The sequence below is a fragment of the Roseobacter sp. HKCCA0434 genome (assembly GCF_032464675.1).
Classification (GTDB): domain Bacteria; phylum Pseudomonadota; class Alphaproteobacteria; order Rhodobacterales; family Rhodobacteraceae; genus Pontivivens.
In genome coordinates, this window is sequence record NZ_JAWDKL010000010.1 from 55,519 (window position 1) to 72,092 (window position 16,574).

The 16,574-nt window shown below is 68.8% G+C and carries 17 protein-coding genes; 12 read left to right on the plus strand and 5 right to left on the minus strand.

The features are described from left to right. Positions 1–44: 44 nt before the first annotated feature. On the minus strand, positions 45–1,070 hold the full coding sequence (locus RX333_RS08100) for a C4-dicarboxylate ABC transporter substrate-binding protein (protein ID WP_316014423.1): 1,026 nt from the start codon (positions 1,068–1,070) through the stop codon (positions 45–47). A 174-nt stretch (positions 1,071–1,244) separates the two neighbouring features. Next, positions 1,245–2,240: a DctP family TRAP transporter solute-binding subunit gene (locus tag RX333_RS08105; protein WP_316014424.1), complete on the minus strand. Its 996-nt coding sequence runs from the start codon at positions 2,238–2,240 to the stop codon at positions 1,245–1,247. Positions 2,241–2,492: 252 nt separating this feature from the next. On the opposite strand from RX333_RS08105, the gene RX333_RS08110 reads away from it, so the two are divergent. The 6 genes from RX333_RS08110 to RX333_RS08135 all read left to right on the plus strand — a co-directional run bounded on the left by RX333_RS08110 (position 2,493) and on the right by RX333_RS08135 (position 9,768). Next, positions 2,493–3,416 (plus strand): aspartate carbamoyltransferase catalytic subunit, encoded by a 924-nt coding sequence (locus tag RX333_RS08110; protein ID WP_316014425.1) that lies wholly within the window; start codon positions 2,493–2,495, stop codon positions 3,414–3,416. Between the two features lie 407 nt (positions 3,417–3,823). Continuing rightward, a complete protein-coding gene (locus tag RX333_RS08115) occupies positions 3,824–5,086 on the plus strand; it encodes a hypothetical protein (RefSeq protein WP_316014426.1) in 1,263 nt (420 codons plus the stop codon). Continuing rightward, a complete protein-coding gene (gene pyrC, locus RX333_RS08120) occupies positions 5,083–6,381 on the plus strand; it encodes a dihydroorotase (RefSeq protein WP_316014427.1) in 1,299 nt (432 codons plus the stop codon). Before RX333_RS08115 ends, pyrC begins: the two co-directional genes overlap by 4 nt. Next, positions 6,378–7,007: a glycerol-3-phosphate 1-O-acyltransferase PlsY gene (plsY, locus tag RX333_RS08125; protein WP_316014428.1), complete on the plus strand. Its 630-nt coding sequence runs from the start codon at positions 6,378–6,380 to the stop codon at positions 7,005–7,007. The genes pyrC and plsY overlap by 4 nt, the downstream gene beginning before the upstream one ends. A gap of 47 nt (positions 7,008–7,054) precedes the next feature. Then, positions 7,055–8,182, plus strand: coding sequence for a DNA-processing protein DprA (gene dprA, locus RX333_RS08130; protein ID WP_316014429.1), 1,128 nt, complete (start codon positions 7,055–7,057; stop codon positions 8,180–8,182). 50 nt (positions 8,183–8,232) lie between these two features. Then, positions 8,233–9,768, plus strand: coding sequence for an ATP-dependent RecD-like DNA helicase (locus RX333_RS08135; protein ID WP_316014430.1), 1,536 nt, complete (start codon positions 8,233–8,235; stop codon positions 9,766–9,768). A 45-nt stretch (positions 9,769–9,813) separates the two neighbouring features. Here the strand turns inward: RX333_RS08135 and RX333_RS08140 are convergent, their stop codons facing one another. Beyond that, on the minus strand, positions 9,814–10,755 hold the full coding sequence (locus tag RX333_RS08140; protein WP_316014431.1) for an L-threonylcarbamoyladenylate synthase: 942 nt from the start codon (positions 10,753–10,755) through the stop codon (positions 9,814–9,816). Positions 10,756–10,832: 77 nt separating this feature from the next. On the opposite strand from RX333_RS08140, the gene RX333_RS08145 reads away from it, so the two are divergent. The 5 genes from RX333_RS08145 to RX333_RS08165 are packed head-to-tail and all read left to right on the plus strand — an operon-like array spanning position 10,833 to position 14,700. Beyond that, complete coding sequence (locus tag RX333_RS08145; protein WP_316014432.1) at positions 10,833–12,548, plus strand: acyl-CoA dehydrogenase; 1,716 nt, start codon at positions 10,833–10,835, stop codon at positions 12,546–12,548. A 32-nt stretch (positions 12,549–12,580) separates the two neighbouring features. Further along, a complete protein-coding gene (locus RX333_RS08150; RefSeq protein ID WP_316014433.1) occupies positions 12,581–13,051 on the plus strand; it encodes a hypothetical protein in 471 nt (156 codons plus the stop codon). Further along, positions 13,041–14,075, plus strand: coding sequence for an MBL fold metallo-hydrolase (locus tag RX333_RS08155; protein ID WP_316014434.1), 1,035 nt, complete (start codon positions 13,041–13,043; stop codon positions 14,073–14,075). Before RX333_RS08150 ends, RX333_RS08155 begins: the two co-directional genes overlap by 11 nt. Next, positions 14,060–14,503: a DUF6173 family protein gene (locus RX333_RS08160; protein WP_316014474.1), complete on the plus strand. Its 444-nt coding sequence runs from the start codon at positions 14,060–14,062 to the stop codon at positions 14,501–14,503. Before RX333_RS08155 ends, RX333_RS08160 begins: the two co-directional genes overlap by 16 nt. 56 nt (positions 14,504–14,559) lie before the next feature. After that, positions 14,560–14,700: an aa3-type cytochrome c oxidase subunit IV gene (locus RX333_RS08165; protein WP_316014435.1), complete on the plus strand. Its 141-nt coding sequence runs from the start codon at positions 14,560–14,562 to the stop codon at positions 14,698–14,700. On the opposite strand, the gene RX333_RS08170 is transcribed toward RX333_RS08165, so the two are convergent. Together RX333_RS08170 and rpsU are read right to left on the minus strand one after the other, a co-directional pair. Then, positions 14,701–15,465, minus strand: coding sequence for a metallophosphoesterase (locus RX333_RS08170; protein ID WP_316014436.1), 765 nt, complete (start codon positions 15,463–15,465; stop codon positions 14,701–14,703). Positions 15,466–15,556: 91 nt separating this feature from the next. Next, the gene (gene rpsU / locus RX333_RS08175; RefSeq protein WP_196105016.1) at positions 15,557–15,763 is read right to left on the minus strand and encodes a 30S ribosomal protein S21; all 207 of its coding nucleotides are present in this window, start codon (positions 15,761–15,763) and stop codon (positions 15,557–15,559) included. Between the two features lie 122 nt (positions 15,764–15,885). Here rpsU and RX333_RS08180 point away from each other — a divergent pair, with 122 nt between their 5' ends. Continuing rightward, complete coding sequence (locus RX333_RS08180; protein WP_316014437.1) at positions 15,886–16,572, plus strand: COQ9 family protein; 687 nt, start codon at positions 15,886–15,888, stop codon at positions 16,570–16,572. Positions 16,573–16,574: the final 2 nt, after the last annotated feature.

Below are 16,574 nucleotides of genomic sequence, written 5' to 3' on the forward strand. Positions count from 1 at the left end.
CGGCGACGGGCCCCCCGACCCACCGCCGCGGCGCGAGGGAGCGGTCAGAAACCGCCGGTCCGATGATCCCTCAGCGCGTCCTCGATCGTGGTCAGCAATTCTTGCGCGGGCAGGCCCTCGGCCGTGCGGTCGGCAACCCATTGCGCGCGGACATCCGCGGCGCCCGAGGCCAGCCTTTCCAGCTCCGCCTCGGGCAGGGCGACCTGCTCGATGCCGAACACTTCCAGCACCTCGTTCCACTTCAGGATCAGGTCGCCATAGTTGGCAAGGTAGTGATCCATCGCCCGGTCTGCGGAATCGAGCAGAACGGCGCGGTGTTCCTCGCTCAGCGCGGCAAGCGCATCCTCGTTCACCACCACGGGGCAGTTGACCGAACCGGGATCCAGATTGGTCGTCCACCACCGCGCCAGCGAGATCGTGTCGAAGCTGAAATGCGCGTGCTGCGCAAAGGCCACCGCATCGAGCGTGCCGTCCTCCATCGCCGCGCGCGTCTCATCCGCGGTCAGCGACACCGGCTCCGCCCCGAACAGTGCCAGTGCACGCCCGATCCCGCCCGTCGCCCGGATCGAACGTCCGTCGAGCCAGTCGAGACCCTCCGGCGGAACGCCACCGCCGACCAGGTTGTATTGCGGCAGGGGCGAGGGCATCAGCAGCCGCGCGTTCCATTCCGCCATCTCCGCCTCCACCGCCGGATGGGCGTAGAGCGCGCGCGACGCCGCCAACTCCTCCTCCAGGGTGCGGATGCCCAGGAACGGCAGCTCCAGCGCCGTGATCGCGCGGTTCTTCTCGGGGTGATAGCCCGCACAGAATTGCGCCATCTCGAACGCCCCCGCCCGAATGCCGTCGAGATTTTCGCGGTTCGAGGACAGCCCGCCATAGTCGATCTCGATGATGAAATCGCCCCCGGTGCGCAGCCGCACGCTGCGAGCGAGGAACTCCACATGCTCGGTGAACGCGCGCGGCGCCCCCCACAGCGAGACCTGCCAAGTCGTTTCCTGCGCCGTGACCGGCGCACCCGTCCCGATTGCCGCGATCAGCGCTGCGGCCCACGCTCGTGCCTTGAATGGCATCTCTCGTCCTCCCGAAAACTGCCGTTGCTCCGGGTGGCCCCCAACACACGCGTCACGACAATCAAAAGGACCGAAATGCAAGGGGCGTGCCACATCGGCACGCCCCGTCCCCCTCACGCATTTTTCGGCGGCGATGCGCGGGCTTCCGCAGGTTGCCCTGCGGAAGCCCGCGCGTCAGATGCCCCCCTCGGCACGCTCCGCCGCCGCGATCAGATCGTCCCCGATCTCGCCGCGGAACTGGTCCCACACGGGCGCGAGTGCCGCGACCCAGGCGGCACGTTCCTCCTCGCTCAGCGCGCGGATGGTGCTGCCGTCCTGGCGCACCCGGATCTTGTTGAGCTCGCCCAGCTCGAAGGCGAAGCGGTTCCGCTCATGCGTCACCTCCAGCAGGATCTGCGCGATGTCGTCGCGCAGGCCCGCGTCGAGCCCGTTCCACCAGTCGGCGGACGTCACGACCAGATAGTCGATGATCCCGTGATTGCTCTCGGTCACGCCGTCCTGCACCGTGTGGAAGGATTGCGTGTAGATATTGGACCAGGTGTTCTCCTGCGCGTCGACCTCGCCCGCCTCCAGCGCGTCGTAGACCGCGCTGAACGGCATCGGCACGCCTTCGGCCCCCAGCGCCTGCATCTGCGCGTCGAGCACGGCGGAGGGTTGGATGCGGAACACCAGCCCCTCCGCATCGCCCGGCATCTGCAACGGGCGGTTGGCCGAGAACTGCTTCATGCCGTTGTGCCAGAATTCCAGCCCGATCAGGCCTTCGCCCTCCATCGACAGCTTCAGCGCCGCGCCCTCGGGCGAATACTGGAATTCCTCCACCGCGAGGATGTCCTCGAACAGGAAGGGCAGGTCGAAGACCTGCAGCTGGCTGGTATAGGCCCCGAACTTCGAGAGGGACGGCGCCGCCATCTCCACCTCGCCGCGCAACATGGCGGGCAATACGTCGTCGTCGTTGAACAGGCTGGAGCGTGGATAGACCTCCATGCAGGCGCGCCCGTCGAGGTCCTCGTTGATGCGCTGGGCAAGCAGCAGCGCCGCCTCGCCCTTGGGATGTCCCGTCTCCGCCGTCACGTGGCTGAAGCGGATACGCTCCTCCCCCGGATCGCATTGTGCGGCGGCCCCTCCCGCCGCCCCCAGCGCCAGCACCAGACCGATCGAATACCACCGCATTCCCGTTCCTCCCGTTCGAGTCGTTGTTCAGACAGGCCTTCTTGCCGAGACCTCGCCTCTGATCCTGCGCCCCACGATAGCCCCGCGCCAGCGCGAGGCACAACCTGAAGGCGAGCGATATCGTGAAAATCTTACGGATGTGGACAGGCTCACCCATCGCCCCGCCCGAACGGGCGAAAATCCCCCCGCGCCCCGCGCTTGCGAGCGCGCACACCCCCTGCCATAACCGGGGCGCAGCAAGGCGGGGCGGCAATGTTCTCACACCGGCATCTTCTGGGAATCGAGGCTCTGACGCCCGACGACATCCGCACGATCCTCGACCGCGCCGACGGCTACGCCACCACGCAGGACGGCCCGGCGGCCCGCTCCGACCGGCTGGCCGGGCTCACCCAGATCAACATGTTCTTCGAGAACTCGACCCGCACGCAGGCGAGCTTCGAGATCGCGGGCAAGCGTCTGGGCGCGGACGTGATGAACATGGCGATGCAGGCCTCCAGCATCAAAAAGGGCGAGACGCTGATCGACACCGCCCTGACGCTCAACGCCATGCACCCCGACCTGCTGGTCGTACGCCACCCCAATTCCGGCGCGGTCGCGCTTCTGGCGCAAAAGGTCAACTGCGCCGTGGTCAACGCAGGCGACGGGCGGCACGAGCACCCTACGCAGGCCCTGCTCGATGCGCTGACCATCCGCCGCCGCAAGGGCCGGTTGCAGCGCCTGACCATCGCCATCTGCGGCGACATCGCGCACAGCCGCGTGGCGCGCTCGAACATCATGCTGCTGGGCAAGATGGAGAACCGCATCCGCCTCGTCGGCCCGCGCACCCTGATGCCCGCAGGCATCGACCGCTTCGGCGTCGAGGTGACGGACGACATGGCCGAGGGCCTGCGCGACGCCGACGTCGTGATGATGCTGCGCCTGCAACGCGAACGCATGGATGGTGGCTTCATCCCGTCCGAGCGGGAGTATTTCCATCGTTTCGGACTCGACGCGGCCAAGCTCGAGCACGCGAAACCCGACGCCATCGTCATGCATCCCGGCCCGATGAACCGCGGGGTGGAGATCGACGGAGAGATCGCGGACGACATCAACCGCTCCGTGATCCAGGAGCAGGTAGAGATGGGAGTCGCCGTGCGCATGGCCGTGCTCGAGCTGCTGGCGGAGGCGCGGGGATGAGCGACAAACCCCGCATTCCCGGCGGCCACGCGATCAGCCGCAAGTTCGGACCGAAGGGCGGGCGGCCGAAACCCGCGCCGCAACCATTGCGGCCCACGGTGCCACCGAACCAGAAGGCGCCACCGAAGCCTGCCGCCTCACGGCCACCTCGCACGGCTTCACCCACGCCGACCGTGGCGAAGACGCCGGAACCGCCGGTCGTGCGTGATCGCCGACCGGCCCCGCCTGCGAAAACTACCGCACCGCCAATTGCAGCGCCGGTCGAGGAGGCGAGCCGGGCGTCTCAGCCCATCGCAAACGATGCGGGGCTCGCACCTCCCCCGGTTGTCGAACCGCCCGCCGTGCCCCCTGTAGAGGCACCGATCACCGAGCCGTTGCCGTCGGAATCGGACCTGTCCGCGCGGACAATGGAGCCGCTTTCGGATCTGAACCCGTGGGTGATAGAAGAGGTTTCGCAGCGCGCGCCAGACGTAGTGACACCGCCCCCACCGAAGGCCAGACATCCTCGGGCGGGGGAGCCGGTAGACCCGCTCGCCGCCCGGTTCGACGCGACGCCTCTCTGGCTCGGGCAGCTTCGCGAAGGCGAGGCGATCCAGTGGGAAGGTGCGCCGACCGGCGGCATCACCCCGTCCGAGATCGTTCTGGCGACCAAGGTGCTCGGCGGTCTCTTCGGCGCCGTGATCATGGCCGCGCTGGTCGGCTTGCCCCAGGTCGGGATCCTGACGGGATTGGCAGCGGGCTTCGCCTGGTTCGGCCTCCCCCCGCTTCTCGATTTCATCGAGAGCCCCCGGACCCGCTTCGCCGTCACCGACCGGCGCGCAATCGTGTCGAACCGCAGTTGGGGTGGGCGGCTGGAGGCCTGCTCCTTTGGGCCGGAAACCCCGATCAGGCGCGAAGGCGACGATGTGCTGATCGGTCACAACCCGCGCCCGCACCATCCGGTCGGCGATTTCATGAGGGCGAAGATCGGCGGAGATGTCGGCCGACGCGACGGTGTCAGGCTGTCGCGGCTCGACGACCCGGATGGAGTCCTGTCGCGGCTCGTCCTGCTGCGCGGGGCGGAGGATGACGGCGCGCCCATCGTGGATCCGTCTCCCGACCCGAACCTGCTCGATGAGGACCGCGATCTATGGCGCGGCGTGATCGCGCCCTCCGAACGCCTGCTATGGCAGGCCCGTCCGTCCGACCGCTGGTCGCTCAAGCCGACGGGCGGTCTGCCGGGTCTCCTCTTCTCGACGTTCTTTGCCGGTTTCTCGATCCTGTGGATGTCGCTGGCGATCTACGGCAACGCACCTCTTCTCTTCAGCCTGTTCGGACTGCCCTTCGTCGCGATGGGTCTCTGGATGATGATCGGCATCCATTTCTGGGACCGCTATTGTCGCCAGAATACGATCTACGCCGTCACCGACCGGTTCGTGATCGAGCAGCGCATGGGCTCCTTCCCCAAGGTCGACCGCTATCCCCTGACCCCATCGACCAAGGTGGTGCGCCTCGTGGACCAGATCCTCATCGGGCCGAAACCGCCCCGCCGCTCGGACATGTCGACGAACACCAAGAACAAGAGGAAAGCCGCGGTCGATGGGCTGCGCCTCGACATGCTGTCCGAGGAGGAGATCGTGGCCGCGCTCGCAGCGATCGGCGAGGCGCAGCAGGAAAGGCAGGCGAGATGATCCTGATCCACGACGTTCGCCTCATCGATCCGGAGGCCGGGACCGATAAGCGCGGGGCCGTCCTTGTTGCCGATGGAATGATTAAGGAAGTCTTGCGGAATTCCGAGCAAGTGTCTGGTTTCGCGCGCGAAACCGGTGTCGAGACGGTGGACGGGGGCGGCCTCTGCCTCGCACCCGGCATCGTCGATATCGGCGTGAAGGTCTGCGAACCGGGCGAGCGGCACAAGGAGAGCTTCGCCTCCGCCGGACGGGCCGCCGCGCGCGGAGGCGTGACCACTATGGTCACGCGCCCCGACACCGACCCCGTCATCGACACGCCCGAGATGGTCCGCTTCCAGATCGAGCGGGCCGAGGATGACTGCATCGTCCGAATGCTGCCCATGGCCGCGCTGACCAAGGGCCGCGCGGGCCGCGAGATGACCGAGATCGGCTTCCTCGGCGACGCGGGCGCCGTCGCCTTCACCGATTGCGACGCGGTCGTCTCGGACACCAAGGTGCTGAGCCGTGCGATGACCTATGCCGCCGGGCTCGGCGCACTGGTGATCGGCCACCCGCAGGAGCCGGTGCTGAGCGCGGGGGCCTGCATGACCTCCGGACAATACGCCTCGCAGCTGGGCCTGCCCGCGGTCTCCCCCCTGGCCGAACGGATGGGGCTGGAGCGTGACCTCGCACTCGTCGAGGCGACCGGCGTGCGCTGGCATGCCGATCAGATCACGACGCAAGCCGCGTTACCGGCCTTGCGTCGTGCGCGCGAAACCGGGCTGCCCGTGACCGCGGGCACCTCGGTTCACCATCTGACGCTGAACGAGCTCGATGTCGCCGACTACCGCACCTTCTTCAAGGTGAAGCCACCGCTGCGCTCCGAAGCCGACCGTCTTGCCCTGATCGGCGCGCTGGTGGATGGGGAGATCGACCTCATCTCCTCGATGCACACCCCGCAGGACGAGGAATCGAAACGCCTGCCATACGAGGAAGCGGCGAGCGGCGCGGTCGCGCTGGAGACCCTGCTGCACGCGGCGCTGCAACTCGTGCACGCGGGCTATCTCAACCTGCCGATGCTCTTTGCCAAGCTGGCGCTCAACCCCGCACGGCTGCTGGGCCTGCGCTGCGGTCGGCTGAGTTCCGGCGCGCCCGCCGACCTGATCCTGTTCGACCCCGACAGGCCTTACGTCCTCAACCGGGAGACGCTTGCATCCAAGTCCAAGAACACGCCCTATGACCTCAGGCGGATGCAGGGCCGGGTCGTGGCGACCTGGGTGCGCGGCCGCCGCGTGCACGGGGAAGGAACGTCATGAGAGCCTGGTTGCCCGAATATGCCGCCATCGCCTCGGCCTGGCCGTGGCTGCTGGCGGTGTTCGTCGTGGCCTACCTGGTGGGCTCGATCCCCTTCGGCCTCGTGATCACCAAGGCGATGGGCCTGGGCGACGTGCGTAAGATCGGGTCGGGCAACATAGGCACGACCAACGTCCTGCGCACCGGATCGAAGGCCGCAGCTGCGCTGACGCTGCTGCTCGACGGTGGGAAGGGCGCCGCGGTCGTACTGATCGCCATCGCGAATTTCGGGATCCTCGCCGGGCAGATCGCGGCGGCGGGCGCGTTCCTGGGTCATCTCTATCCGATCTACCTGAGGCTAAAAGGCGGGAAAGGCGTGGCGACCTTCCTCGGGATCGTGCTCGCGCTCTACTGGCCCGCGGGCATCCTGACCTGCCTGACCTGGATCATCACCGCGGTCGTCTTCCGCTTCTCGTCGCTGGCCGCATTGGTGGCGGCCCTGTCGACGCCGATCTGGCTGACCGTGACGGGGGCGGAGCCGACGATCTGGCTGGGCACGCTGCTGCTGGGGCTGATCTTCTTCAAGCATCGCGACAACATCTCGCGCCTGCTGCGCGGGACGGAGCCGAAGATCGGCAAGTCCGCTTAAGCCTTCCTTAACCGAATCGCGGGACGGTACGGTGAGGAGGAGCGCGCGTGCCCGCATTCGACGAACCCGCGATCGCCCCGCCATCGGCGGAGACGCGGCTGGCGCAGCTGGCGCTGGCCCGCAGTCCGCGCGTGGGCACGGTGACGTTCCGCAGGCTGGTCGCGACCTATGGCGACCCGGTCCGGGCGCTCGAACGCCTGCCCGAACATGCCGCGCGCGGCGGTCTGCGCGGATACCGCCCCGTCGATATGGACCGGGTGTGTGCGGAGATCGACCACGGCGCGCAGGCCGGGGCGGAGCTGCTGCTTCTGGGTCAGCCGGGCTATCCTTCGGCGCTGGGCGAACTCGGCGATGCGCCGGTCATCCTGTGGATGCGCGGTCGGCTGCCCGGTCCCGATCGGGACGCCGTCGGCATCGTGGGGGCGCGCAATTCCTCGGCACTGGGGCGTCGGATGGCGACGCGGCTGGCGCAGGGCCTGGGGGCGCTGGGCTATGTCACCGTGTCCGGCCTCGCCCGCGGCATCGATACCGAGGTCCATGCCGCCACGCTCGACACCGGCACCATCGCTGTGATGGCGGGCGGGATCGACACGATCTACCCGGCCCAGAACAGCGACCTCGCCCATGCGATCGTCGAGCGGGGCGCCTTGCTGACCGAGGCGCCGCCCGGCCTGCAACCCGCCGCGCGGCACTTCCCCAAGCGCAACCGGATCATCGCAGGGCTGTCGCGCGCGGTCCTGCTGGTGGAGGCGGCGGAGCGCTCCGGCTCGCTGATCACGGCACGCATGGCGCTCGACCAGGGGCGGGAGGTGATGGCCGTGCCGGGCCATCCGCTCGACGCGCGGGCGGCGGGGTGCAACCGTCTGATCCGCGAGGGGGCGACGCTGGTGCGCGACGCCGATGACGTGGCGGAGGCGCTGTCGCCCCCGATCCGGCAGGATGCCTTCGCCGAAGCCGCCTGCGCGCCGCCGGTCCCGCCCTTGGCGGAGCAGCCCATGCCCGACGATCTGCGCACGCGCCTGCTGGACCTGATCTCGCCCGCTCCGGTGGCGGAGGACGATCTGATCCGCACCCTGCGCGTGCCGCCGCCGCAGGTCCTGGGACTTCTGCTCGACATGGAACTGGCCGGGCTGGTGGATCGGCATCCCGGCGGCTTCGTCGCGCGCGCGGTCTGAGGGGCGGTTTCGCGCTGGTCGCCCCCGGCGGCGGCGGCTAGGGTCGCGCCATGAGCGCGATCACCTATTCCGACGATCAGGCAGAGGCCTGGGATGCGATCTCCGAACTGCTGTCCGGGGCGGGTGTGGACATGGTGGAGGGCACCACGACCCCGGCGGCCGAAGGCGGCAAGACCGCGATTCTCGCCGTGCTGGGCAAGGCCGGATCGGGCAAGACGCTGCTGCTCGCCGATCTCGTCCGCGCCCTGCGCGAGATGGGGGTCGAGACGATCTCGGGCGATTGGGAGAGCCGGAAGAAATCGAGCAAGCGGACGCTCGCGATCCTCGCGCCCACCAACAAGGCGGCGAGCGTGCTGCGCAATCGCGGCGTGCCCGCGACCACCATCCACCGCATCATCTACACGCCCGTCTATGATCCCGAATACGAGAAGATTGCCGAATGGCTGGCCGGCGACGGCGACCGCCCGACCATCGAGGGGCTGACGGAGGAGGCGCTCGATCGCGCCGCCGCCTTCTATGCCCAGCAGGCGAGCGTTCCGGGCGCGCTGGCGGCGGCGGGGCTGCGCGGCTCGGACTTCATCACCGGGTGGAAGCGGCGGGACGATCCGCTCGACATCGGCTTCGTCGACGAAAGCTCGATGCTCGACGACCGGCAGCTCGACGATCTGAAGGAGATCTTCTCGACGCTGGTGCTGTTCGGCGATCCGGCGCAGCTCGCCCCGGTAGGGCAGTCGGGCAGCATGGTCTTCGACGCGCTGCCTGAAAGCCGCCGGCGGGAGCTGAGCCGCGTGCACCGGCAGGAGGCGGACAACCCGATCCTCGACCTCGCCCACGCGCTGGGCGACCCCGGAATCAGCTATCACGACTTCACCCGCGCCGTGGCCGAGGCGGCGGAGCGGGACGACCGCGTGGTGCTGTCGCCCCGCGTCGATGCGGGGCTGATGGCCCGCTCCCCCGTGCTGGTCTGGCGCAACGCCACGCGCATCCGCCTGATCACCGCGTTCCGCCGCGCCTACGACGCGCCGGAATTCGCGCTGATGGAAGGGGAGCCGCTGATCTGCGACGGGGTGGAGCTGCCGCTCAAGCATCGCAAGAAACGCATCGATCTGGAGGCGCGGGGCCTCATCAAGGGCGCGCAATGCGTCTTTATGGGCGAGGGGCGCAAGCCGGGCTTCTCCCGCCTCTACGTCATGGGCGCGGAGGAGCCGCAGGTGAACGCGGCCACGATCATCAAGATCGAGAAGCCGGACGAGGAGGAACCGTTCATCCCGTCCGCCGCGCGCATGGGGGCGGCCTTCGTGCACGGGGCCGCCTGCACGATCCACAAGGCGCAGGGCTCGCAATGGGCCGAGGTCCAGGTCTTCGCTCCCGACCTCGCCATCGCCGCGCGCATGGGGCGCGAGGAGGCTGGCGTCCCACTGTGGAAGCGGCTGGCCTACGTGGCGATCACGCGGGCAGAGACGCGGCTGCACTGGATCACCGACAACCGTCTCGCCCGCCCGAAGGAGCCCTTGAGCATCGAGGATCTGCGCAAGCCCGCGCCCTCCACCCTGACGCTGGAGGCCGAGGCGGAGGTGGAGGGCTGAACCTTCATCTTCCACCAAATACGCGCCCGCCGCAGGCGTCCGGCGCTACGGTCTGGGTGCGGCGGCGCGGGCGAGGCGGTCGTTGATTGCCGCTCCCAGCCCGTGTGTCGGGATCGGGGCGACGGCGATGGGGCGTCCGGCGGCATCCGCGCGGCGCAGCAGGCCGAACAGGCGCGCGGCGGCTTCTTCCAGGTCGCCGGTGGGCGACAGCGACCAGTCGGACGCGCCGTCGCCGAAGCGTAGCCAAGTCTCCTCCGGTTCGGGCGCGTCGGCGTTCAGGCGCAGGGCCGCCTCGGGCGCGTAATGGGAGGAGAGCTGGCCGGGCGCGTTGATCGCCTCGCCGCTGCGATGCGCGACACGCTGACCCAGAACTTCCTCGATCCGCTCCACCGGCAGGCCGCCGGGGCGCAGCAGCACCGGCACGCCATCCTTCCAACCGAGGATGGTGCTTTCCACCCCGACCGTGCAGGGCCCGCCGTCGAGAACCGCGTCGATTCGTCCATCGAGGCCGTCGAGCACGTGGGCGGCCTCGGTCGGGCTGATCCGGCCGGAGGGATTGGCGCTGGGAGCCGCGACCGGCCTGCCTACAGCGGAAAGCAGGGCGCGGGCTACAGGTTGCGCAGGCACCCGCACGGCCAGCGTGTCGAGACCGGCGGTTACGAGGTCGGAGACCGCGCCGCGTCGGGGCAGAACCAGCGTCAGCGGGCCGGGCCAGAACGCCTCCGCCAGCCGAAGCGCGGCGTCGGTCATCTCCACCAGACCCCCGGCCATCCCCGCATCGGCGACATGGGCGATCAGCGGGTTGAAGGAGGGTCGCCCCTTCGCGGCATAGACCTTCGCCACCGAGCGGCCATCGGTTGCATCCGCGCCCAGGCCGTAGACCGTTTCGGTCGGGAAGGCGACGATGCGCCCGTCACGCAGCAGGCGCGCCGCCTCCGCGATCCCGCCCGCATCCGCCGCCAGACGCAAAGTTGCGTGCGCCCCCATGTCGCTGCGTCTTTCTTGTCCGTCCGGTCCAGTTTGCATAGCGTCCCTGCCAACACACCCCTGATGAGAGCCGCGCCATGACCTATGCACCTCCGATCCGCGACATGCAATTCACGCTCGACAAGGTGATCGGCGCCGACCGGCTGGCTGAGACCGAGCTGTTCGCCGACGCGACCGCCGACACCTCCGAGGCGATCCTGACCGAGGCGGGCAAGCTGGCGGCCGAGGTGCTGGCCCCCGTCAACCGCAACGGCGACCTGACGCCCGCACGGCTGGAGAACGGCGTCGTGCGCGCCTCCCCCGGTTTCGCGGAAGCCTACCAGGCCATCGCCGAGGGCGGCTGGGTCGGCATGAACGCCGATCCCGAATTCGGCGGCATGGGCCTGCCGATGACGCTGACGACGGCGGTGGGCGAGATGATGAACTCCGCCTGCCTCAGCCTCGCGCTCAATCCGCTGATGACCCAGGGCCAGATCGAGGCGCTGGAGCATCACGCGAGCGACGAGCTGAAGGCGCTGTACCTGCCGAAGCTGACCTCGGGCGAGTGGACCGGCACGATGAACCTGACCGAGCCGCAGGCGGGATCCGATGTCGGCGCGCTGCGCACCAAGGCCGAGCCGCAGGGCGACGGCACCTACAAGGTGACGGGGCAGAAGATCTACATCTCCTGGGGCGATCACGACGTGGCCGAGAATATCTGCCACCTCGTTCTGGCGCGCCTGCCCGACGGGGTGGCGGGGACCAAGGGCATCAGCCTGTTCCTCGTCCCGAAATTCATCCCCGACGAGAACGGCAACCCCGGCGTGGCGAACACGCTGAAGCCGATCAGCCTGGAGCATAAGCTCGGTCTCCATGGCTCCCCCACCGCCGTGATGGAGTTCGAGGAGGCGACCGGCTGGATGGTCGGGCCCGAGCATGGCGGCATGGCGGCGATGTTCACCATGATGAACAACGCCCGCCTCGGCGTCGGCGTGCAGGGACTCGGCATCGCGGAAGGGGCCTATCAGAAGGCGCTGGCCTATGCGCTCGACCGCAAGCAAGGCAAGAGCCTCGCAGGCGACACCGGCACGATCCTCGACCATGCGGACGTGCGGCGGATGCTGATGCAGATGAAGGCGCTGACCCATGCGGCGCGCTCGATCTGCCTCGACACGGCCTTCAGCCTCGACATGGCGCGGGCGACGGACGGCGACAAGGCGGCGAAATGGAAGGCACGCGGCGCGTTCCTGACCCCGATCGCCAAGGCGTTCGGCACCGATGTCGGCTCGGAGGTCGCGGATCTGGGCATCCAGGTGCATGGCGGCATGGGCTTCGTCGAGGAAACTGGCGCGGCGCAATATGCCCGCGACGTGCGGGTCACGCGGATCTACGAGGGCACGAACGGCATCCAGGCGATGGACCTCGTGGGTCGCAAGCTGATGGATGGCGGTGCGGCCGCCGAGGGCCTGCTGGGCGAGATCGAGGCGACGGCCAAGGAGGCGCAGGAGGCGCATTCCGACCTGGCCGACGCGCTGCAGGACGCGGGCGAGACGCTCTCCGCAACGCTCGACTGGCTGGTGAAGGCGGAGCCGAACGACCGTTTCGCAGGCTCGGTGCCGTTCCTGCGGGCCTTCGCGCTGGTGCTGGGCGGGCATTACCTGCTGCGCGCGGCGATGGCCGGAGGCGAGGATCGCCTGGCGCTCGCCCGGTTCCATATCCGCCAGCTGATGCCGCAGGCCGGGGCGCTGTGTGCCGCCGTCACCGAAGGGGCGGGGCCGCTCTACGCACTGGATGCGGAGGCGCTGGCGTCGTAAGCCGGGTCCGGACCCGACCGGAAAGGACCGACATGGAGACGCGCCGCTACACCTATCTCGCCTTCGGCCCGCTGTTGGTGGCGCTGTGCACCGCCGTGTCGGTGGTCATCCTGCTGGGGCTGGTGGCGCTGGATCCCGCGACCTTCGGGCTGTCGGGGCGCGCGCTGCCGCTGGCGGCCTTCGCCATCGGGATCGCGGTGTCGGTCGGCGTGATCTGGCACATGAACCGGCGGATGCATGCGGGGGCGGTAGAGGTCATCCTCGATGCGGACGGGATCGCTGCGCCCTCCACCGCGTTCGGCGGGCGCATCGTGCGGATCGGCTATGGCGAGGTCGAGCGGCTGGAGCGGTTCGCGTTCCGCGGCTCGCGCATCCTCGAGGTGCATGGCGGCGGTCGCAAGATCGGCATCCCGCGCAGCGCCCTGACATCGGAGGAGGCATTCGAGGACCTCGCGCAGACCCTGGCGCAGCGGACGGCGGCGGAGGTGACCGATGCCGGATGACGGCGCGGCGCTGATCCGCTTCCCCCATGCCGAGCCGCCCGCGCCGGGCGAGGTGATCGAGGTGGCGGAGGGGATCCTCTGGGCCCGCATCCCGCTGCCGATGGTGCTCGACCACGTCAACGTCTATATCCTCGACGAAGGGGACGGCTGGACGGTGGTCGATACCGGCATCGACACGCCCAAGGCCCGCGCATTGTGGGAGGCGCTGCTCTCCGGCCCGCTGGCAGGCAAGCCGGTGCGTCGGGTGCTGCTGACCCATCACCACCCGGACCATTGCGGCCTCGTCGGCTGGTTCCAGGCCAGGGGGGGCGAGCTCATCACGACGCGCACGGCGTGGCTGTTCGCGCGGATGCTGACGCTCGACGTGCAGGAGCGGACGACGCCCGAGGCGCTGGCCTTCTACCGCCGCGCGGGCATGGACGCCGAGAGGCTGGAAAAGCGGCGGGCCGAGCGGCCCTTCAACTTCGCCGACGGGGTGCATCCGATCCCGGTCGGCTTCACCCGGATCGCGCAGGGCGACCGCATCCGCCTCGGCGGGCGGGACTGGGAGGTGCATGTCGGCAACGGCCACGCGCCCGAGCACGCGACGCTGTGGTCGGGCGACCTGATCCTGGCGGGCGACCAGATCATTCCCGGCATCTCCTCCAATATAGGGGTGTACCCGACCGAGCCAGAGGCCGACCCGCTGGCCGAATGGATCGAGAGCTGCACGCGCCTCGCCACGCTCGCCACCGACGACCATTTCGCGCTGCCGGGGCACAAGCGGCCCTTCCACGGTGTTCCCGCACGCCTGCGCCAGCTGATCGAGAACCACGAGGCGGCCCTGCCGCGCCTGCTCGACTTCCTGCGCCAGCCCCGCCGCGCGCCCGAATGCTTCCCGCTGCTGTTCAAGCGGCGCATCGACGATGCGACCTACGGCCTCGCGCTGGCCGAGACGGTGGCCCATCTCAACCATGTCTGGCATGAAGGTCTGGTCACGCGCGAGCTGGGGGAGGACGGGGCATGGCTATGGACGACGAAGTGAACACCAGCGCCGAGATCGCGGAGAACGCGGTCCTGGCGCGCGGGGTGCATATCGAGGATCTGCCGACCGCCGAGAACGCGGAACAGGCGCAGAAGATGGGCGGCGCCAAGGGAAAGAACCCGGCGCAATGGGCCTATGAGCGGCTGATTCACTACATCCAACAGTTCGAGGAGAGCCTCGACGGCGAGCACGAGGTCGGCATGGGCTTCGTCGGCTCGGAAAGCGGCGTGCTGACCATCCAGGGCATCGGCTATTTCGCGCCCGACATCGTGACCTTCTACGGCACCGATGCGGGCGGCGGGAAACGGCAACTGGTCCAGCATGTCAGCCAGCTCAACGTCATGCTGACGGCTGCACCCCGGCAGAAGAGCCCGGCCCGGCGCATCGGGTTCCGCCTGGGGCAGGAGCTGGAGAAGACCGCCGGGTGACTTGCGCAGCCATGCCGATGCTGTAAGACAGGCGAAAGATTCTGAGGGAGCGCATCATGGCCGACCATCATCACGAGCACGGCTCGATGGACACCACCGAGCAGGAGAAGACCTTCGCGGGCTTCATCACCTTCTCGATCCGCCTCGCGATCTTCTGCATCATCGTGCTGATCTTCCTCGCGATCTTCCGCACCTGATCAGGACCGGACGGGCAGCGGCCGGACATTGTGCCCGGTCAGCGTGCCGACCTCGTCCCCGTCGAGCACCAGGCAGGTGAGCGCCCCGCCGAACACCGAGCCGGTGTCGATGGCGATGCGGCGGCGATAGCGTTCGGCGACCTCGACCACCGTATGCCCGTGCACGACCGTGCGCGGCAGGTCGCCGTCCCAGTCGATCCAGCCTTCGCGCATCCACAACAGGTCGTCCTCGTCCTGCTCGTCGAGCGGGCGAGTCACGTCCACGCCGGCGTGGACGAAATGGTAGTCGCCGCAGGTCCACGACAGCCGCAGCCCGTCGATGAAGTCGAGATGCGCCTGCGGCACGGCGTCGCGCGCGGCCTCGTGTAGGCTCAGCTCATCGGCGAGGTCGATATCCTGCGAGGGCACCTTCACGCCATAGCTCGCCAGCGTCTCCTTCCCGCCCAGCCTCGGATGCAGCCAGTGATACCCCTTGTGCCGGTAGAGCCGCGCATCCTGCGCGCCGGTCGCGACATAGTTGCGGAACATCCGGTCGTGATTGCCCTTGAGGTTCACCACCTCGGGCCCGTCATGCGACATGAGCCAGTCGATCACCCCGCGCGAGTCCGGTCCCCGATCGGTGTAGTCGCCCATGTGCACGATGCGCACCTCGCGCCCCGGATGCTCCGCCCGGTCGCGGGCGATCCATGCGTGGACCTCGCGCAGCGCGTCCAGCATCCCGTGGACGTCGCCGATGGCGTAGATCCGGTATCCGTCCGTGCCCATGATCCCTCCGCAAAAGAAAACCCCCGCACCGTGAGGGGCGGGGGCCTGAATGACAACAGCCGGGTGACGCCGGCCGGTCGCATCCGCTCGATCAGAGCAGACCTTCGCGCTGGGCCTTTTTACGGGCCAGCTTGCGCGCGCGGCGGACGGCCTCGGCCTTCTCGCGGGCACGCTTGACGGAGGGCTTCTCGTAATGTTGCCGGAGTTTCATTTCCCGGAACACGCCTTCGCGCTGAAGCTTCTTCTTCAGGGCACGGAGAGCCTGATCGACGTTGTTGTCGCGAACCTGTACCTGCACTTGTAGTCACCACCTTTCAGGTCAGAATTTCGATTGGTCGCAGGAAGGTGCTACATAAGCGGCAAATGCTTACGTGTCCACCCTGAAGGGATGGCGGATCGGAGGTCTCGATGGTCGAAAACATGAGTGAACGCCACGACGAAGCGCGCGACGCGGTGCTGGACGCGGCGCTGGTCCACGTGCCGTTCGACGGCTGGTCGGGCGAGACGCTGCGCCGGGCGGTGGCCGATTCGGGGGTCGATCCCGCGCTCGCCGCCAGCCTGTTTCCGCGCGGGCCTGTCGATCTGGCGCTCGCCTTCCACTATCGCGGCGACCGGCAACTCGCCGACTGGATCGCGGGGCCGGACGGGCCGCAAGGGGGCATGACCGCGCGCATCACGCAAAGCGTCTGGCACCGTCTGCAACTGGTCGCGGCGGAGAAGGAGGCCGTGCGCCGTGGGGCTGCGCTCTTCGCCCTGCCGATGCATGCGGGCGATGGCGCCCAGGCGATCTGGCACACGGCGGACGTGATCTGGACCGGGCTCGGCGACCGCTCGACCGATCACAACTGGTACACCAAGCGGGCGACGCTGTCGGGGGTCTATTCCTCCACCGTGCTCTACTGGCTGGGTGATACGTCCGAGGGGCACGCGGCCACCCGCGCCTTCCTCGACCGGCGGATCGGCAACGTCATGCAGATCGAGAAGGCAAAGGCCCGCCTGCGGGAAAATCCGCTCGGCCGGATGCTGGATCGCGGGGCGGGGCAGATCCTGTCGCGGGTCGGGCAGCGCCGCACGCGCCCGCCCATGCCCGGCAGTTTCGGTCGCTGAGC